At 69.0% G+C, this 18,346-nt stretch carries 13 protein-coding genes; 6 read left to right on the forward strand and 7 right to left on the reverse strand.

All coding sequences use genetic code 11. The features are described from left to right. Positions 1-11 precede the first annotated feature (11 nt). The 6 genes from ACQPXB_RS44700 to ACQPXB_RS44725 form a co-directional block, all read right to left on the reverse strand. Complete coding sequence (locus ACQPXB_RS44700) at positions 12-1,028, reverse strand: ABC transporter ATP-binding protein (protein ID WP_432848031.1); 1,017 nt, start codon at positions 1,026-1,028, stop codon at positions 12-14. Continuing rightward, complete coding sequence (locus tag ACQPXB_RS44705) at positions 1,025-2,017, reverse strand: ABC transporter permease (protein WP_366584286.1); 993 nt, start codon at positions 2,015-2,017, stop codon at positions 1,025-1,027. The genes ACQPXB_RS44700 and ACQPXB_RS44705 overlap by 4 nt, the downstream gene beginning before the upstream one ends. Before the next feature lie 3 nt (positions 2,018-2,020). Next, complete coding sequence (locus tag ACQPXB_RS44710) at positions 2,021-3,001, reverse strand: ABC transporter permease (RefSeq protein WP_364049408.1); 981 nt, start codon at positions 2,999-3,001, stop codon at positions 2,021-2,023. Further along, positions 2,998-4,014, reverse strand: coding sequence for an ABC transporter ATP-binding protein (locus tag ACQPXB_RS44715; RefSeq protein WP_432857077.1), 1,017 nt, complete (start codon positions 4,012-4,014; stop codon positions 2,998-3,000). The genes ACQPXB_RS44710 and ACQPXB_RS44715 overlap by 4 nt, the downstream gene beginning before the upstream one ends. Before the next feature lie 108 nt (positions 4,015-4,122). Beyond that, the gene (locus ACQPXB_RS44720; protein WP_432848034.1) at positions 4,123-5,793 is read right to left on the reverse strand and encodes an ABC transporter substrate-binding protein; all 1,671 of its coding nucleotides are present in this window, start codon (positions 5,791-5,793) and stop codon (positions 4,123-4,125) included. A gap of 200 nt (positions 5,794-5,993) precedes the next feature. Continuing rightward, positions 5,994-7,454: an ROK family protein gene (locus ACQPXB_RS44725; RefSeq protein WP_432848036.1), complete on the reverse strand. Its 1,461-nt coding sequence runs from the start codon at positions 7,452-7,454 to the stop codon at positions 5,994-5,996. Between the two features lie 121 nt (positions 7,455-7,575). On the opposite strand from ACQPXB_RS44725, the gene ACQPXB_RS44730 reads away from it, so the two are divergent. The 5 genes from ACQPXB_RS44730 (at position 7,576) to ACQPXB_RS44750 (ending at position 15,698) form a co-directional block, all read left to right on the forward strand. After that, positions 7,576-8,826: an ROK family transcriptional regulator gene (locus tag ACQPXB_RS44730; protein WP_432848038.1), complete on the forward strand. Its 1,251-nt coding sequence runs from the start codon at positions 7,576-7,578 to the stop codon at positions 8,824-8,826. Positions 8,827-9,301: 475 nt separating this feature from the next. Next, positions 9,302-10,546 carry a ricin-type beta-trefoil lectin domain protein gene (locus ACQPXB_RS44735; protein ID WP_432848039.1) on the forward strand — a complete coding sequence of 415 codons (1,245 nt, stop codon included), beginning with the start codon at positions 9,302-9,304 and terminating at the stop codon, positions 10,544-10,546. Positions 10,547-11,360: 814 nt separating this feature from the next. After that, positions 11,361-12,443: a ricin-type beta-trefoil lectin domain protein gene (locus ACQPXB_RS44740; RefSeq protein ID WP_432848041.1), complete on the forward strand. Its 1,083-nt coding sequence runs from the start codon at positions 11,361-11,363 to the stop codon at positions 12,441-12,443. A gap of 2 nt (positions 12,444-12,445) precedes the next feature. Next, a complete protein-coding gene (locus ACQPXB_RS44745; protein ID WP_432848043.1) occupies positions 12,446-14,314 on the forward strand; it encodes a ricin-type beta-trefoil lectin domain protein in 1,869 nt (622 codons plus the stop codon). Between the two features lie 19 nt (positions 14,315-14,333). After that, a complete protein-coding gene (locus tag ACQPXB_RS44750; protein WP_432848044.1) occupies positions 14,334-15,698 on the forward strand; it encodes a ricin-type beta-trefoil lectin domain protein in 1,365 nt (454 codons plus the stop codon). Between the two features lie 532 nt (positions 15,699-16,230). On the opposite strand, the gene ACQPXB_RS44755 is transcribed toward ACQPXB_RS44750, so the two are convergent. Continuing rightward, a complete protein-coding gene (locus tag ACQPXB_RS44755; RefSeq protein ID WP_432848045.1) occupies positions 16,231-16,938 on the reverse strand; it encodes a GntR family transcriptional regulator in 708 nt (235 codons plus the stop codon). A gap of 124 nt (positions 16,939-17,062) precedes the next feature. Here ACQPXB_RS44755 and ACQPXB_RS44760 point away from each other — a divergent pair, with 124 nt between their 5' ends. Continuing rightward, a complete protein-coding gene (locus tag ACQPXB_RS44760) occupies positions 17,063-18,337 on the forward strand; it encodes an MFS transporter (RefSeq protein WP_432848047.1) in 1,275 nt (424 codons plus the stop codon). Positions 18,338-18,346: the final 9 nt, after the last annotated feature.

Genomic DNA, 18,346 nt, shown 5'->3' on the forward strand with positions numbered 1-18,346 from the left:
GGTCTCCTTATCTACGACTTGACGGCGGCGACGGGGTCGGCCGGGTGCAGCCAGCACGCCACGGTGCGCGCGGAATCGTCACGGTCGGCGGGCACGCCGAGCACCGGCACCTCGGTGGTGCAGCGGTCGAACGCGTACGGGCACCGCGGCGAGAACGCGCACCCGACCGGCAGCGACCGCGGGTCGGGCGGCGAACCGGGAATACCGGTGAGCTCGCGCCGCGGCCCGCGCAGCGCGGGGAACGAGTGCAGCAGGCCGTCGCTGTACGGGTGCAGCGAATCGCGGTAGAGGTCCACGCCGCGGGCCTGCTCCACGATCCGGCCGCCGTACATGATCGCGATGCGGTCGGAGAACTCCACCAGCAGCGACAGGTCGTGGGTGATGAACAGGACCGAAAAACCCAGCCGCTCGCGCAGTTCCACGAGCTGCGCCAGGATCTGGCGCTGCATCACCACGTCGAGCGCCGTGGTGGGCTCGTCCATGATCACCACACGCGGTTCCAGCGCCAGCGCCATCGCGATCATCACGCGCTGGCGCATGCCGCCGGAAAGCTGGTGCGGGTACGCGTCGAGCCGGTCGGCCGCGATGCCCACCAGGCGCAGCAGCTCGCGCGCGCGGGCGAGCCGGGCCACCTTGGTGCTGCGCGGATCGTGGGCTTTGATCACGTCCATCAGCTGCACCGACACCTTGTGCACCGGGTTGAGCGAGTTCATCGCGCCCTGGAACACGATGGACGTCTCGGCCCAGCGGAAGTCGCGCAGCTGCTTGGGAGTCAGCTTCAGCACGTCGTACGGCTCGCCGTCGCCGGGGTGGTAAACCACGCTGCCACCGCGGATCACGCCGGGCGGCGGGAGCAGGCGGGTCAGGCCGTAGGCCAAAGTGGACTTTCCGCTACCGCTTTCGCCGGCCAGGCCGAGCACCTCGCCGCGGTGCAACGTCAACGTCACGTCCTGCACCGCGTGCACGGCGTCGGCGCCGAGGCCGTAGTCGACGTCCAGGCCCTTGATCTCGAGTACGGGTTCGTTCATTCCTTCTCCCGGCCGAGCACGGGCGTGAAGCCGACGCGCAGGCGCACCGTCTTGCCCTCGGCGTTCTTCGCCTTGGTCTTGCCGCTCGAGCGCAGCCGCGGGCTCACGAACTCGTCGATGCCGAAGTTCAGCAGCGACAACGCGGTGCCGAGGATCGCGATCGCAAGCCCCGCCGGCACGAACCACCACCACGCGCCCTGTGCCAGGGCCTGCTGGCTCTGCGCCCAGAACAGGATCGTGCCCCAGTTCCACTCCGAGAAGCTGGAGACGCCGACGAACGCCAGCGTGATCTCCGACATCACCGCGAACACCACCGTGCCCACGAAGCTCGACGCGATCACCGCGGTGAGGTTCGGCATGATCTCGAAGAAGATGATCCGCCACGTCGACTCGCCGCTCGCGCGCGACGCCTCGACATACTCCCGCCGGCGCAACGAGAGTGTCTGCGCGCGCAGGATCCGCGCACCCCAGGCCCACGAGGTGAAGCCGATGATCACGGCCACCAGGTAGTCGCCACCGCTGGGCAGCGCCGTGCCGATGATGATGATCAGCGGCAGCGCCGGGATCACCAGGAACACATTGGACAGGGCCGACAGGCCCTCGCCCGGCGTCCCGCCTAGATATCCGGAGGTGACGCCGACGATCACGGCGAGGATCGTCGCCACGATGCCGGCGGTGAGCCCCACGAGCATCACGCTGCGCGTGCCCACGATGACCTGGCTGAAGATGTCCTGGCCGAGGTGCGTGGTGCCGAACCAGTGCTTGCCCGAAGGCGATTCGAGCAGGTCGTTGCTGCGCGCGGACGGGTCGAACGGCGCGATCCACGGCCCGATGATCGCGATGACCACGAAGAAGGCCAGCACCACGAGCCCGGTGACCGTCTTGCCACCGGTCAGGAACCGGAAGCGCCGGCGTTTCGCGGCGGGCCCGGCGACGGCCTCGGCCGGCAGCGGCGCGACCGCCTTGAGATCGGCTGCGGGAAGTGCCACGGCTCAGCCCTCCTTCCGGGTGCGCGGGTCGAGCACGAGGTAGGCGACGTCGGCGAGCAGGTTCGCCACGAGCACCGAGAGCGTGATGATGAGGAAGATGCCCTGCATCAACGGGTAGTCCTGCGAACCGACGGCCTGGAACAGCTCGTAGCCGACGCCGGGGTAGGAGAACACGATCTCCACCAGCAGCGTGCCGCCCACGATGAAGCCCAGCGCCAGCGCGAAACCGGACACGCTCGGCAGCAGCGCGTTGCGAGCCGCGTAGCTCACCATCACGCGGCGTTCCTTGAGACCCTTGGCGTGCGCGACGGTGATGTAGTCCTCCGATGCGACGGTGACCATCATGTTGCGCATGCCGAGGATCCAGCTGCCCATCGAGCTGATCAGGATCGTGATCGCCGGCAGCAGGCTGTGCTGGATCGCGCTGCCGATGAAGTCGCCGCCCCACCCGGGCACCAGGCCCGGGTCGTAGCCGCCGGACGCCGGGAAGAAGCTGCCCGGGCCGGCCAGCAGCGTGATCGCGATCAGGCCGAGCCAGAAGTACGGGATGGACGACAGGAACGTCGTCACCGGCAGCAGACCGTCCACCCAGGACCCGCGCCGCCACCCGGCGACGACGCCGAGGCCGGTGCCGATCAGGAAGCCCACCACCGTGGTGAACCCGACGAGGATGATCGTCCACGGCAGACTGTCGCCGATCACCTGCGACACGGGCGAGGGGAAGAAGGTGAACGACAGCCCGAGGTCGCCGCGGAAGAGCTGCGCCCAGTAGTGGAAGTACTGGGTGATCAGGCTTTCGTTCTTGTCGAGTCCGAACAGGACGTACAGCGACTGGATCGCGTCCGCGGACAGCGTGCCCTGGTTCTTCGTGATGAGCGACTGCACCGGGTCGCCCGGGATCAGCCGCGGGATGAAGAAGTTGATGGTGACGGCGGCCCACGCGGTGAAGACGTAGAAGCCGAGCCGTTGGAGCAGGTACCTCACGGGCGCACCGCCGAGTCGTACAGCCAGCACGCGGCCCAGTGGCCCGGAGCGTCATCCACCTCGAACCGCGGCGGCAGGTCGGTTTTGCAGCGTTCCATCGCCACGGGACACCGCGGGTGGAACCGGCAGCCCGACGGTGGCGCGATCAGGCTCGGCGGTTCGCCGGAACCCTTTTCCTTCGGCGCCTCGCCGGGTGCGGCTTCCGTGCCCGGGTCGAGCCGGTCGGGGTCCGGTGCCGATTCGATCAGCAGCCGGGTGTACGGGTGCGCTGGCTGCTGCGTCACGGTCTCGGAGTCGCCGCCCTCGACCATGCGCCCGGCATACATCACCAGCGTCTCGTTGGCGAAGTAACGCGCCGACGCGATGTCGTGGGTGATGTAGAGGATCGCGAGGTGCAGGCGTTCCTTCATGTCCCGCAACAGGTTCAGCACGCCGAGGCGGATGGAGACGTCCAACATGGACACCGGCTCGTCGGCCAGCAGCGCCTCGGGGTCCGCGCCCAGCGCCCGCGCGATTGCGACGCGCTGGCGCTGGCCGCCGGACAGCTCGTGGGGGAACTTGTCGACGTAGCGCTCCGGCGGGGTCAGCTGCACCCGCGTGAGCAGCTCGTGCAGCGCCTGCTCCAGGTCGGCACCCGCGCGGTCGTGGATCTTCAACGCCCGCGTGAGGTGGTAGCGCACGGTGTGCACGGGGTTCAGCGACGCGAACGGGTCCTGGAAGATCATCTGGACCTGGCGGCAGTAGGCCCGGAAAGCCTTGCTGCCCTTCACGGTCGTCGACTTGCCGTGCAGGCGGATGTCGCCGCTCGTGCGCGGGTAGAGCTGGGCGAGCAGCCGCGCCACAGTCGACTTGCCCGAGCCGGACTCGCCCACCAGCGCGGTCACGCGGCCGCGCCGCAGCACCAGGTCGACGTCGTCGACGGCCTGGACACTGCGGCGCCCCTTCGTGAGCACCTCGCGCCCGCGCTTGCGCACGGGGAAGTGCTTGGTCAGCCCGGAGGCCTCGAGCACGATCGTGTCCGAGGCCCCGGTTTCGATCTCGCCGGCCGGGGAGGCCACCCCCGCCTCGAGCGAGGCGGAGGTGGCTTCCCGGGTGGCCACTGCGTTGTCCTCGGGCATGGATCAGGCCGCGGGCTTCAGGTGCATGACGATGTCCAGCGCGTTGCGCAGGGTCGGCTGCGCGGGGCCGTACGGGTTGGCTTCGTCGGGCCAGCCCGTCCAGTTCTTCGTGCTGTACTCGCCGCCGGAGTTGGCCGCCATGAGCGGAACCATCGGCTGCTGGTCGATCATGATCTGCTGCAACGTGTTCATCGCGGTGGCGCGGCTCGCGTCGTCGGCGGCGTTGGCGTAGGTCTCGAGCGCCTGCGTCGCCTGGTCGTTCTTGAAGCGGCCGTAGTTGCCGTTGATGCCGCCCTGGCCGGTCGGCTTGTAGCGGTTGCCGTCCATCACGTCGCGGTACATGTCGTACGGCGTGGCACCGTCGTTGGTCCAGTGCAGCAGACCCTCGAAGTCACCGGTGTCGACGGACTTCGTCCACGCGTCCTGGTTCATCTTCTCGACGGTGGCGGTGATGCCGATCTGCGACAGGTTGTCCTTGATGATCTCGAGGTCGGTGATGTAGTCCGACCAGCCCGAGGGCACCGTGAGCTTGAGGGTCACCGGCTTGCCGCCCGGGTCCACGAGCTGGTTGCCGTTGTACTTGAAGCCCGCACCGGTGAGCAGCGACTTGGCGCCCGGCACGTCGACCTTCACGGTCTGGCCCTTGTACTGCGAGGCGATGAACGAGTCGCCCGCCGGCGTCGGGATCCCGGTGACCTGGTCGTTCTTCGGGTAGAAGTAGCCGGCCTCACCCTGGTTGAAGATGTCGTCGCGGTTGATGACCTTGTTGACCGCCTGACGCAGCTTCGCGTTGTTCCACGGCGCCTTCTCCGTGTTGAACCACAGGCCGTGCACGGCGAGCTGGGCCGGGAACCACAGCTTGTAGTGCTGCGGGTCCTTGTTCACGTAGACGGACTTGTAGTTCGGGATGAAGACGAAGCTCCACTCGGCCGCACCGCTGGTGAGGGCGGCGACCTGCGCGTTGTTGTCGTTGTAGGAGGTGTAGCGGATCTCCTTGACCGCCGGCGCCTGCTGCCAGTAGCCGGTGCGCTGGCTCACGGTGATCGTCTGCGGGGTGAACGACTTCAGCGTGAACGGACCGGTGCCCACCGGGTTCTTCACGAGGTCGGTGGACGGGTCCTTGATCTGCGACCAGATGTGCTTGGGCACCACGATCGTCTGCAGGATCTTGACCTGGTTCACGAACTGCGAGGTGTCGAAGCCCAGGGTGACCTGGTTCCCGCTCGCGGAGATGTCCTTGTAGGGCACCGAGTCGATGTTCAGGGCCTTGTTGTCGCGCAGCAGCTGGAACGTGTAGGCCACGTCGTCGCCGGTCATCGGCGTGCCGTCCGAGAACTTCACTCCGTCGCGGATGGTCAGGACCAGCTTCTTGTAGTTGTCCGACCAGTCCCACTTCGTGGCCAGCCACGGCTTGCCGGCTTCCTGCGGCTTCACGCGGTTGAGCATCACGAGGGGCTCGTAGATCACGTAGCGGTACCCGAGCGACGCTGCCGCCGAGGTCTCCAGGAACGGGTTGTTGTTCTCGGCCTGCGGGCCGTTCGGCATGCCGACGTTCAGCACGGCCGCGGCGTTGCCGCCGCCACCCGCGCTGCTCGAGCCGCCGCCGCAAGCGGCGAGCACCGCGGCTGCCACCACGGCGACGAGCGCTGCGACGACGGAGCGCTTCACTCGCATTCGTCCTCCTAGGTCCTGGTGCTACGGATTCCGCCCGCGCTCTTCAGAGCTCGGTCCGGCCGCGCGACAGGAGGAGTCAACCCGGGTGACTCGGGTCACGTCAATAACACGGCGGTAACATTTTGTGCCTAAGTTTAAGTACTGAAAGAAAGGCTCACGCTCGGTGCCCGACTGTCGATCTCCTTGCGGGGCAAGGAGATTCAGTCGGCTGAACGCCCGCCCGACGCCAGCAGCGCCGCGATCGGCAACGTCGCCGCACCCAGCGCGACGGCCTCCGGGCCCAGCTCCCCGAGCTCGACCACGGTCGCCTCGGCGAGGTAGCCGAGCGCGTGCCGCGCAGCGGCGTCACGGACGTGCGGCAGGATCGCCGGGCCCATGATCGCTCCCGCCGAGCCTGCCAGCACGACCCGGTCGGGCGCCAGGAGGTTGATCAGATTCGCGATGCCGATGCCGAGGTATTCACCCGTCGCGGCGAGTGCTTCGGCAGCTGGACCAGACCTTTCGGCCAGGGCACCCGGGTCGGCCGCACCGCGGCCGGGAGCCGCCGGGCCGGCGAGTGTTTCGGCAGGTGGACCAGACCTTTCGGCGGGTCCGGAACCGGCCGAGCCGCGGCCACGAGCAGGCGTGCCCGATGCCGACGTGGCCGCCCCGGCGTGGCCACCGGCAGCGAAGCCGAGTGCGGCGCCGGAGCGCCCGGGCGCCGGAGCGAGATCCGCGCCAGGTGCGCCGGTGCCGTGTCCCCGAGCGGCAGCTGCCTCGGCTTCGGCCAGGGCGACGAGCTCGGCGAGCCGGCTCTCGCTGTCCGAGCCGCGCAGGGGCTGGGTGCCCGGGGTCTCGGCGTACCGCCGCACTACGGCCTCGGTACCGACGTAGGCCTCCAGGCAGCCGCGCGAACCGCAGCGGCACGGCGCGCCCGCGGCTTGCACGACGGTGTGACCCCACTCGCTGGTCGTGATGCCGGGAAAAGACCCACCGTCCGTGACGAAGGCGGCGCCGACGCCCACGCCGAGCAGGGCGATCACGGCGCGGTCGGCTCCGCGGCCCGCGCCGAGCCACATCTCGGCCTGGCCGAGCGTGCGGGCGCGGTTGTCGAGGTGCAGGGGCGCTTCGGCGAACTGTGCGTGAGCGCGCAGCAGGTCGGCGAAGGCGACGCCGGCCCAGCCGAGCGTGGGGGCGTGCACGATGCCGCCGTCGCGCACCGCGCCCGGCACGCCGACGCCCACGCCGAGAACCCGGGACGCGCCGCCCGCCGCCAGCACCTCGGCGACGCCGGCCCGCGCGAGCTCGACGACCTCCGCCGGGTCAGGGTTGCTGCCCGCGAGCGGGTGCTGCACCGTCGCGAGCGTCCCGAGCGCGCAGTCGAAGAGCCCGGCCCGCACATGGGTCTCGCCGACGTCGACGCCCACGACCTGCCCGTACTCGGGCCGGACGCGCAGCAGCGTGCGCGGCCTGCCACCATCGGACTCGACGGAACCGGCCTCGACCACCACACCGTCGCCGATGAGCTCCGCGACCACGTTCGTCACGGTCGCGGGACTGAGCCCGGACTCGGCGACGAGTTCGAGCCGGCTGACCGGCCCTCGAAGGTAGAGCGACGACAGGAGCGCCGCTCGGTTGTGCCGCCTCAGGTCACGGGTTGTCTGCCGGAGCACCCTCGTCACCTGGGGGATTCTGCCAGACGACCATATGTTCGGGACTTAGTTCACTAGTTAATACATGGCCACAACTTACGGTGATCAGGCATCCTGGTGCCGGGAGAGTTCGAGGCCAGATGGGTGTCACATGGCGACCAAGCGCACGACCGTCCGCGATCTGCGGCGGCACAACCGTTCCCTGCTGCTGTCGAAACTGTACTTCGACGGCCCGCTGTCGCGGCACGAACTGAGCCAGCTCACCGGCCTTTCGGCGGCGACGGTCAGCAACGTGACCGCCGAACTCGGCGAGGAACGGCTCATCACCGAGGCCGGCCTGGTCGAATCCGACGGCGGACGGCCGCGGGTGCTGCTGCGCGTGGACCCGGCGTACGGCTACGTGGCGGGTGTCGACATCGGCGAGACGGGCGTGCGTGTGGAGCTGTTCGACCTCGCGATGCAGCGGCTGGCCACGGTCGAACACGAGCTGTCACCGGCGCGCACCGAGCCGGCCACGGTCGTCGCGGCCGTCGTCTCCGGGCTGCGCGAGGTGATCGCGTCCGCCGGGGCCGAGGAGTCGGCCGTGATCGGCGTGGGCGTCGGCGTGCCCGGCACGGTCGAGCAGGGAGAACGCGTGCTGGTGCACGCGCCCACCATCGGCTGGGACTCCGTCGCGCTGGCCGACGACCTGCACGCGGCCGGCATCGAACTGCCCGTGTTCGTCGACAACGGCGCCAAAACCCAGGGCCAGGCCGAGATGTGGTTCGGCGCCGGCCGCGGCGCGCGCCACGCGGTGATCGTGCTCATCGGCTCGGGCGTCGGCGCGGCCGTGATCGCCGACGGCGCCACCTACCGCGGCTCCACCAGCAGCGCCGGCGAGTGGGGTCACACCACGATCGTCTACGGCGGGCAGGCGTGCCGCTGCGGTTCGCACGGCTGCCTCGAGGCCTACATCGGCGCCGAGGCCGTGCTCGCGCGTTACCGCCGGGCCCGCGGCAAGCCCGTGCCCGGCGAGACCGAGCAGGACCAGTTCGCCGCCCTCCTCGCCTCGGCCGACCGTTCGAAGTCGGCGCAGAAGGTCCTGGAGGAGACGGCCGGCTACCTCGGCGCCGGCATCGCGAACCTGATCAACCTGTTCAACCCCGAGCGCATCGTCGTCGGCGGCTGGGCCGGTCTCGCGCTGGGCGAGCGCCTGCTGCCGCTGATCCGCTCCACCGCGTCGGCCCACGCACTGAGCCACCCGTTCGGCGAGACCACGATCCAGCTCGGGTACCTCGGTCTCGACGCCGTCGCGACGGGCGCCGCCACCCTGCCCGTCGCCGACCTGCTGGAACAGGGCGCCGATCCGCGACTTCTGGTCAAGCCGGCCCCCGCGATCCGCTCGGGCGTGGGCGCCGCCTGACCTTCCGTCCTCACCCGGCGAACATCGACGAGAACCCCAGGTGACCGGGCGAAACGCGCCGGTGATCATCGTCGGCGCTCCCGTCCATCACCTGGGCGGCCACCGGCGGCCCTACTGTGCCGATCGTTGCCAACCCGACCACAGTCGCGGCCGAATGGCTTCGTAACAACAGTTACGTGCCGCGTGGGGGGTCGGCCTACTTTTGGTTGGATCAGTAAGGCGGTTGAAAAAATTCTCACATCCGCCATTGCCGCAGTGGTACGGACCATGCATACTGCTTTTACTTTGTTGCCAGGCACAACAAAGTAGTCCGATTAGTCCGACCCCTGCCGCCCGCCTGCGGTCCACCTCCGGAGTGGACACGAAGCGCTCGGCCGAGAACCGCACGGTCCCCCCGCCGTGCTCTCCTCCGCCCCACCGCATTTTCGTGCTGCGCGTGAAAGCGCGGTCCCCTCCGCAAGAAGAGGTGACAACGATGTCCATCTCACGTTCCCTGAGACGTTCCCGCTGGGCCGGGCTCTTCGCGGCCGCTTCGCTGCTCGCCGTCGGCGTGCAGGCGACGCCCGCCGTCTTCGCGCCCACGGAAGCCGCGGCGGCGGCCAGCTTCACCGACGACTTCAACGGGCCCGCAGGCAGCCCGGCCGACGGTTCGAAGTGGAACTACGAAACCGGCGACAACGTCAACAACCACGAGCGCCAGTACTACACGTCGGGCACGAACAACGCCGCGCTCGACGGCCAGGGTCACCTGGTGATCACGGCCAAGCGCGAGAACCCCGGCAACTACAACTGCTGGTACGGCCGCTGCGAGTACACGTCCGCGCGCCTCAACACCTCCGGCAAGTTCAGCCAGGCCTACGGCCACTTCGAGACCAGCATGAAGCTCCCGCGCGGCCAGGGCATGTGGCCCGCGTTCTGGATGCTCGGCGGCGGCAACTGGCCGACCGACGGCGAGATCGACGTGATGGAAAACGTCGGTTTCGAGCCCAACACCGTGCACGGCACCATCCACGGGCCCGGCTACTCGGGCTCGGGCGGCATCGGCGCCGGCTACAGCGGCCCGAACTTCTCCGACGACTTCCACACCTACGCCGTCGACTGGTCGCCGAACAAGATCGTCTGGTCGGTCGACGGCAACGTCTACCAGACCCGCACCCCGGCCGACCTCAACGGCAACCGCTGGGTCTACGACCACAACTTCTTCATCATCATGAACCTCGCCGTGGGCGGCTACTGGCCCGGCGACCCCAACGGCAGCACGCAGTTCCCGCAGCAGCTGGTCGTCGACTACGTGCACGTGACCACCAGCACCGGCGGCGGCACCACCCCGCCGAGCGGGAGCACGGGCCGCATCACCGGCATCGCCGGCAAGTGCGTGGACGTCGCGGGCGCCAACAGCGCCAACGGCACGCCCATCCAGATCACCGACTGCAACGGCAACGCGGCGCAGAACTGGACCGTCGGCAGCGACGGCACCCTGCGGGCACTCGGCAAGTGTATGGACGTCACCTCCGCGGGCACGGCGGACGGCACTCCCGTGCAGCTCTACGACTGCAACGGTTCCGGCGCGCAGCAATGGGTCGTCACCGCCGCACACGACATCGTGAACCCGGCCGCGAACAAGTGCCTCGACGCCACGGGCAACAGCTCGGCCAACGGCACCCGCCTGCAGATCTGGACCTGCACGGGCACGGCCAACCAGAAGTGGACCGCCCCCTGATCCACTGACCCCGGCGACACCCGTTGCGCCACAACGGGTTCGCGGTCCCCTGAAAGCCGCCGCGCGGGGCTGTTCGCCTCCTCTCCCTCCTCCGGCAGCCCCGCGCGGTGTTCCACTCCGGTCCCCACCGGCTCCCCCCGTTCGCCCGGGCGACACGATCCCGACCGGATCGCACCCCCGGCGCCCCGGATCCCCACCGGCCCGCCTCCACCCGCGAGGCACCCGCCGGGGCGTCCGCGAACGCGCTCGATCCGCCTGGTCCCCACCGGGCTCTCCCCTCCCTACCGGCTTGGTCCTCACCGGGCTTGGCTTCGGCCGAGCAAAAGCTCCGCTCCCTATGGACCTGGTCCCCGCCATCCCCTTCTCCACCGAGCCCGATCCCACCGACGCTTTCCCTTTCCGTACCGAGAACCCCGCACCACCGCCTCGGTCGCCAGCCGAGCAATCCGCCCCACACCGGCCCGCCAACCCGGGCACCTCACCACGCGAGCTCGGCCCCACCGGGCTCTCCCTTTCCCACCGGCTTGGTCCTCACCGGGCTTTTCTCCACTCCCCCAACCGCCCGACACACAGCCCCCGCCCGACACACAGCCCCCGCCCGACACACAGCCCCCGCCCGACACACAGCCCCCGCCCGACACACAGCCCCCGCCCGACACACAGCCCCCGCCCTCCCAAGGGGGGCGTCCCCATCCCATTCTACCGGCGAGGTATGACCAAAAGTGCCCGAGCGGCCACGGAGGGTCAAGTTATCCACGACTCACCTCGCCTGTGGACAACCGCAATCTCCCCTCCCCCCAAGGAGAACCCCACCGTGCGGCGATTCCTCGTCGCGTTGGCAGGTTGTTTCCTGCTGACGCTTTCCTTCCTGTCCGCAACCTCAGCCAACGCGGCACCCACAACCCCCGCGGCACCCGCCGCCGCGCCCACCGCGGCGCAGTTGCTCGCCAAGACCAACTCGTGCCAGCAGATCTCCAACGGCAAGTACAGCTACGACGAAGGCGGCGCGGCCACCGTGCCCGTCTGTCAGGCCAGTGGCGCCGTGTTCTTCAAGGCCGACATGGACATCGACTGCGACGGCCAGCGCACGACGCAGTGCAACGAGAGCACCGACTGCTGCTTCTACCCCGACACGGCGTTCCACACGTCCACCGACCAGCCGTTGAACGCGGCGCAGCTGCCTTACATCGTGCTGCCGCAGCCAACGTCCACTTGGGACTATCGCCAGTACGGGATCGACGGGGGCTCGGTGGTCGCCGTCATCTACAACAACAAGGTCACCTACGCGGTTGTGGGTGACACCGGCCCGACGAGCATCATCGGCGAGGCCTCCTACGCCACGGCCGTGAGCCTGGGCATCGACCCCGACCCGAGCACCGGCGGCACCGAGGGACCGGTCACCTACGTCGTGTTCCCGAACACGCACGTGAACCCGATCGAGAACCACAACACCGCGGTGAGCGTCGGCGAGTCGTCGGCGAGCAGCTGGGTCGGCGGTGGCCAGACGGACCCGCCGACGGGTGGCGCCGGCCAGATCACCGGCCTCGGCGGCAAGTGCGTGGACGTCGCGGCGGCCAACAGCGCCAACGGCACCGCCGTGCAGCTCTACGACTGCAACGGCACGACCGCGCAGCAGTGGACCATCGGCTCGGACGGCACGATCCGTGCACTCGGCAAGTGCCTCGACGCCGCCGGCACCGCCAACGGCACCAAGGCCCAGATCTGGGACTGCACCGGCGGTGCGGTCCAGCGCTGGAGCAGGAACTCGACCGGCAACCTCGTGAACGCCGCCTCCGGCAAGTGCCTCGACGCCACGGACAACAGCTCCGCCAACGGCACCCGCCTGCAGATCTGGACCTGCGCGGCCACCGCCAACCAGAAGTGGACGGTGTCGTAGGCATGCGCAAACGCCACCTGCTCCCGCTGCTCGGCGCGGCGGCCCTGGCACTGTCCACAATGGCCGTCCCGGTCGCGCAAGCGGCGAACGAGACCGTGAACATCTGGCTGACCACGACCGACGACGCCAAGGGCGTGAACGTGACGCGCGGCCTGCAGCAGCAGACGCCCATCACGTTCTCGGCCGGCACCGGCAGCGGCCAGCAGACGATCAACGTCAACGAGAACACCACCTACCAGCAGTTCGAGGGCGGGGGCGCGTCGTTCACCGACAGCGCGGCCTACCTGATGAACTCCAGCAACCTGCTGTCGGCGAGCACCCGCAGCCAGGTCATGCAGAAGCTGTTCGACCCGAACGCCGGCATCGGCATCGACTTCCTGCGCAACCCCATGGGCGCCTCGGACCTGGCGCGCTCCAGCTACACCTACGACGACATGCCCGCCGGGCAGACCGACCCGAACCTGCAGCACTTCTCCATCGCCCACGACCAGGTGGACGTGCTGCCGCTGACGAAGCAGGCCAAGCAGCTCAACCCGCAGCTGAAGGTGATGGCTTCGCCGTGGAGCCCGCCGCCGTGGATGAAGGACAACGACTCCTACAGCCAGGGCTGGCTCGAGTCGCAGTACTACAACGCCTACGCCCAGTATTTCGTGAAGTACGTGCAGGCCTACCAGAACGCCGGCGTGCCGATCGACTACCTGTCGGTGCAGAACGAGCCGACCTGCTGCCCGGGCTACCCGTCCGCGCAGTGGAACGGCTCGGGGCTGGCGTTCTTCACCAAGAACAGCCTGCTGCCGGCGCTGCACTCGGCCGGGCTGTCCAGCAAGGTACTGGCCCTGGACTGGAACCCCGACAAATACGACGAGTTCGCGGCGCCGACGGTGGACGACGCGGCCGTGCGCAACGACCCGAACTTCGGCGGCATCGCCTGGCACGGGTACGAGGGCAACGTCTCCGAGCAGTCGACGGTGCACGCGAAGTACCCGAACGTGAACTCCTATTCGACCGAGCACTCCGGCGGCACCTGGATCGGGAACCAGCAGGCCGAGGACATGAACAACATCGTGGACTACACGCGCAACTGGAGCCGCTCGGTCGTGAAGTGGAGCCTCGCGGTCGACCAGGCGCACAACCCGCACAACGGCGGCTGTGGCACCTGCACCGGGCTCATCACCGTCCACAATGGAGACGGCCGCAACGGCCAGGTCGACTACACCGTCGAGTACTACACGATGGGCCACCTCACCAAGTTCGTGAAGCCGGGCGCGGTGCGGATCGACTCGAACGACACCTCGGCCGTGCGCAACGTCGCCTGGAAGAACCCCGACGGGTCCAAGGCGCTCATCGCGTACAACTCCACCACGGGCAACCAGAGCGTGCGCGTGAACTGGGGCGGGCAGTCGTTCACCTACACGCTGCCGGGCCACACGTCGGCCACGTTCACGTGGAACGGCACGCAGGCGGGCGGGGGCACCACGCCGCCGACCGGCCGCACCGGCCAGATCACCGGGCTGGCCGGCAAGTGCCTCGACGTCGCCGGCGCCAACAGCGCCAACGGCACCGCGGTCGATCTCTACGACTGCAACGGCACGGGCGCGCAGCAGTGGACCATCGGCTCCGACGGCACGATCCGCGCACTGGGCAAGTGCCTCGACGTCAGCGCTGCGTCCACAACGGACGGTGCGAAAGTCCAGCTGTACGACTGCAACGGCACCGGCGCGCAGCAATGGACGGCGAACTCGTCCCGCGACATCGTGAACACCGCCGCGAACAAGTGCCTCGACGTCACCGGCAACACCTCCGCCAACGGCACGCGCACGCAGATCTGGACGTGCACCGGCGCGGCCAACCAGAAGTGGACCGCACCCTGACCCTCCCCAGGAGTCCCCGATGAGAAGAAGAGTCCTCGCGGCGCTCGGCGGCCTGCTCGCCGCCTCCGCCGTCACCCTGATCCCGGCCAACGCGCAGGCCGCGACCGGGCAGATCACCGGCCTCGGCGGCAAGTGCGTCGACGTCGCCGGCGCGAACAGCGCCAACGGTTCCGCCGTGCAGCTCTACGGCTGCAACGGAACCACGGCACAGCAGTGGAACGTCGGCTCCGACGGCACGATCCGGGCGCTCGGCAAGTGCCTCGACGTGGCGTCCGCGGCCACCACCGACGGAGCCAAGGTGCAGCTGTACGACTGCAACGGCACCGGCGCACAGCAGTGGACGGTCACCGCCGCCCACGACATCGTCAACACCGCCGCGAACAAGTGCCTCGACGCCACCGGCCAGAGCTCGGCCGACGGCACCCGGCTGCAGATCTGGACGTGCACCGGCACCGCCAACCAGAAGTGGACCGCGCCTTCCGGCGGCGGCGACACGACCCCGCCGCCCTCGGCCGGCGCGATGGCCGTGGCCCCGTACATCTACAACGGCTGGGGTGCGCCGCCGAACCCGACGACGATCATGAACGCGACCGGCGTCAAGTGGTTCACGCTGGCGTTCGTGCTGTCAAACGGGTACTGCAACCCGCAGTGGGACGGCGCACGGGCGCTCACCGGCGGCGTGGACCATGGCACGATCAACACCGTGCGCGGTGCGGGCGGCGACGTGATCCCGTCGTTCGGCGGCTACAGTGGCAACAAGCTGGAGTCCTCGTGCGGCAGCGCGGGCGAGCTCGCGTCGGCGTACCAGAAGGTGATCAACGCCTACGGCCTCAAGGCGATCGACATCGACATCGAGGCCGACGCCTACAGCAACCCGACGGTGCAGCAGCGTACCGTCGACGCGCTGAAGACCGTGCGTGCCAACAACCCGGGCATCAAGATCTACGTCACGTTCGGCACCGGCACCAGCGGTCCGGACTCGAGCCTGGTCAACCGCGCCGCGCAGTCCGGCTTCGCCGCCGACGGCTGGGTCATCATGCCGTTCGACTTCGGCGGCGCCGGGCAGAACATGGGCACGCTCACCACGCGTGCGGCCGAGGGGCTGAAGAACGTCGTCAAGAACGCCTTCGGCTACACCGACGACAACGCCTACCGGCACATGGGCATCTCGTCCATGAACGGCATCACCGACCAGAACGAGACGGTGACGGTGGCGGACTTCACCACCATCCTGGGTTACGCGAACCAGCACCACCTGGCACGGCTCACGTTCTGGTCGGCCAACCGCGACCGGCCGTGCACGGGTGGTCCGGACGACAGCTGCTCGAAGGTCTCGCAGCAGCCGTGGGACTACACCAAGGTGTTCGCCCGGTACGCGGGCTGAGGATCCGAAGTGGACTGACCCGCAGGTACGGGTCCGGCCGATCGGCGCAGTACGCAGCGGCGAACCGTGATCTCCCCCCGGGGACCACGGTTCGCCGTTGCTCCACCATCTCCACCATCTCCTGGCCACGCACGCCGGATCGGGCACTGGGGGCGACCATCCCGATTCGATCTTCGCGTAGGCGCCTGGCCCCGTCTGGGGGTTCCGGGGCAGGGATGCCATTCGCTTCACGCGGCCTGATGAAGACGGTAATCAGGTGTCCGCGATCTTGACACCACCCAGACTGCGGACGGCCCGAACGGCCACAATCGGATGCCCATCCGCGCGGAAGCACGCTATGTAAGCAAGTGCTTCATCCCTTTTGCGACGGAAGTAGTGCCGTTCCTGCGTCGCGGACACGCAACTCGTGACAAACGTTTTCCATGGCGCAGCACACACTTTCCCGTCGGGTCACGGCGATTTTCGGGTCCCTGACACGGATCCCGCCCCGTCGCGAAACCGCAGGCGGTCCGGTTTGGACCACTGCCGCGGCCTACAAACCCACGCCGCCCACCGAACGTTCCGAGTACGCCTCGACGAGCTGCGCCTCCGCGTCGGAAAGGTAGGCCGCGAGCAGCTTTTCCGCGCGCCGGCCGTCGCCTTCTCCGAGCGGCCCGAGCAGTTCGCGGTTGCGCGGCAGGTACCGCTCGTGGAATCGCCGCGGGTCGGCCATCACGTGGAACACCAGCCGCAGTTCGGCGGTGAGGCCCTGCATCAGCTCGACCACGCGCTCGCTGCCGGTCAGCGCGACAAGCTCGCTGTGGAACCGGATGTTCGCCGTGCCGAGGTCCTGCCAACGGCCGGTTTCGGCCGCTTGGTGACCCTCGGCGACCGTGGTCGCGATCTTGTCGTAGGACGCCGGCCGTTCGGTGATCGCGCGGACGGCGGCGCACTCGACGAGCTTGCGGACGCGGTAGATGTCACGCACGTCGTCGACCGTCGGCACACGCACGAAGACGCCGCGGTTGAGCTCGTGGGTGAGCAGCCGCTCGTGCGTGAGCAGGCGGAACGACTCGCGCAGCGTGTTGCGCGAGACGCCCAGCGCGTTGCCGATGTCCTGCTCCGACAGCCGGCCGCCGGGCAGGAAGAAGCCCTCGGAGATGCGCGTGCGCAGCACTCCGGCAACGCGTTCCGCGGTGCTCGTGCGGCTCAGCAGGCCGCGGTCGGCTTCCAGGCCCAGCGGGCTCTCGTCGGTGACCACGTCGCCCAGCGTAGCCGTAGGGTTGAGAACAATAAAATGAGAGACTTGTGGAATTGTTGAACGATCCGTACGGTGACGGCCATGTGACTCGTGCCACTATGAGAACTCTCCCTGCGAGGTACCCATGAACACGAACGTGACAGCAGGCACCACGAGTGCGGCCCGGCCGTTCGAGTGGTTCCGCTCCCTCGGGCCGAAGGGCAAGCGCGGCTTCTTCGCCGCCTTCGGCGGTTACGGGCTCGACTCCTTCGACTACCAGACCCTGCCGTTCGGCCTGGCCGCGATCACGGCCTACTTCGGCATCTCGTCCGGCGAGGCCGGCCTGCTCAGCACGACCACGCTGGTCGTCTCCGCGATCGGCGGCATCGGCGCCGGCGTGCTGGCCGACCGCATCGGCCGCGTCCGCACGCTGCAGCTGACCATCGCGCTGTACACGGTCTTCACGGTGCTCTGCGGTTTCGCACCGAACTTCGAGACGCTGCTGGTGTTCCGCGGCCTGCAGGGCCGCGGTTTCGGCGGCGAGTGGGCCGTCGGCGCGGCGCTGGTCGCCGAGTACTGCTCCGCGCGCTACCGCGGCCGGACCGTCGCGTTCGTGCAGAGCGCGTGGGCCGTGGGCTGGGGCCTGCTGGTGATCGTCTACACGGTGCTGTTCAGCGTGCTCGACGACGCCGTCGCGTGGCGCGTGCTGTTCTGGGTCGGCGTGCTGCCGGCGCTGCTCGTGCTGTGGGTGCGCCGCCGGGTGGCCGACGCCGAGCACGTGACCGACCGGCGCCTGAAGACATTGAAGACCAAGTCGAAGGGTTCGCTCGCGGGCATCTTCCGCCCCGGTCTGCTGCGCACCACGCTCTTCGCGGCGCTGCTCGCGACCGGTGTGCAGGGCGGGTACTACACGCTGTTCACCTGGATGCCCCAGTACCTCAAGACTGCCCGCGGCCTGTCCGTAGTCGGCACCGGTGCGTACTTCGCGCTGCTGATCCCCGGCGCGTTCATCGGCTACGTCTGCGGCGGATACCTCACGGATCTGTTGGGGCGCAAGCGAACCTTCCTGCTGTTCTCCGTGCTGTCGGCGGTGCTGATCGTGCTGTTCGTGCAGCTGCCCTACGGCGCCAACGGGCTCATGCTGCTGATCAGCTTCCCACTGGGCTTCTCGACCTCGGCGATCTTCAGCGGCTTCGGCGCGTACCTCGCGGAGCTGTACCCGACCGAGGTGCGGGCGACGGGCCAGGGCTTCACGTACAACTTCGGGCGTGCGGTGGGTGCCGCGTTCCCCGCGGTGGTCGGGTTCATGGGCGCGGGCGGCGCGATCGCGCTCGGTGCCGTCGGGTACGCCATCGCCGCGCTCGCGTTGCTGGGCCTGCCCGAAACCCGTGGCCGGGAATTGACCGGGATCGGGTCGTGACCACCTTCC

Origin of the sequence: Amycolatopsis sp. CA-161197 (genome assembly GCF_050942255.1) — a bacterium.
In the GTDB taxonomy this organism is placed as follows: domain Bacteria; phylum Actinomycetota; class Actinomycetes; order Mycobacteriales; family Pseudonocardiaceae; genus Amycolatopsis.

Bases quoted from the DNA above. Each gene is read 5' to 3' on its own strand.
- ACQPXB_RS44700 (WP_432848031.1), bottom strand. From the start codon at position 1,028: ATGAACGAACCCGTACTCGAGATCAAGGGCCTGGACGTCGACTACGGC.
- ACQPXB_RS44745 (WP_432848043.1), top strand. From the start codon at position 12,446: ATGCGCAAACGCCACCTGCTCCCGCTGCTCGGCGCGGCGGCCCTGGCA.
- ACQPXB_RS44750 (WP_432848044.1), top strand. From the start codon at position 14,334: ATGAGAAGAAGAGTCCTCGCGGCGCTCGGCGGCCTGCTCGCCGCCTCC.
- ACQPXB_RS44720 (WP_432848034.1), bottom strand. From the start codon at position 5,793: ATGCGAGTGAAGCGCTCCGTCGTCGCAGCGCTCGTCGCCGTGGTGGCA.
- ACQPXB_RS44735 (WP_432848039.1), top strand. From the start codon at position 9,302: ATGTCCATCTCACGTTCCCTGAGACGTTCCCGCTGGGCCGGGCTCTTC.
- ACQPXB_RS44760 (WP_432848047.1), top strand. From the start codon at position 17,063: ATGAACACGAACGTGACAGCAGGCACCACGAGTGCGGCCCGGCCGTTC.
- ACQPXB_RS44730 (WP_432848038.1), top strand. From the start codon at position 7,576: ATGGCGACCAAGCGCACGACCGTCCGCGATCTGCGGCGGCACAACCGT.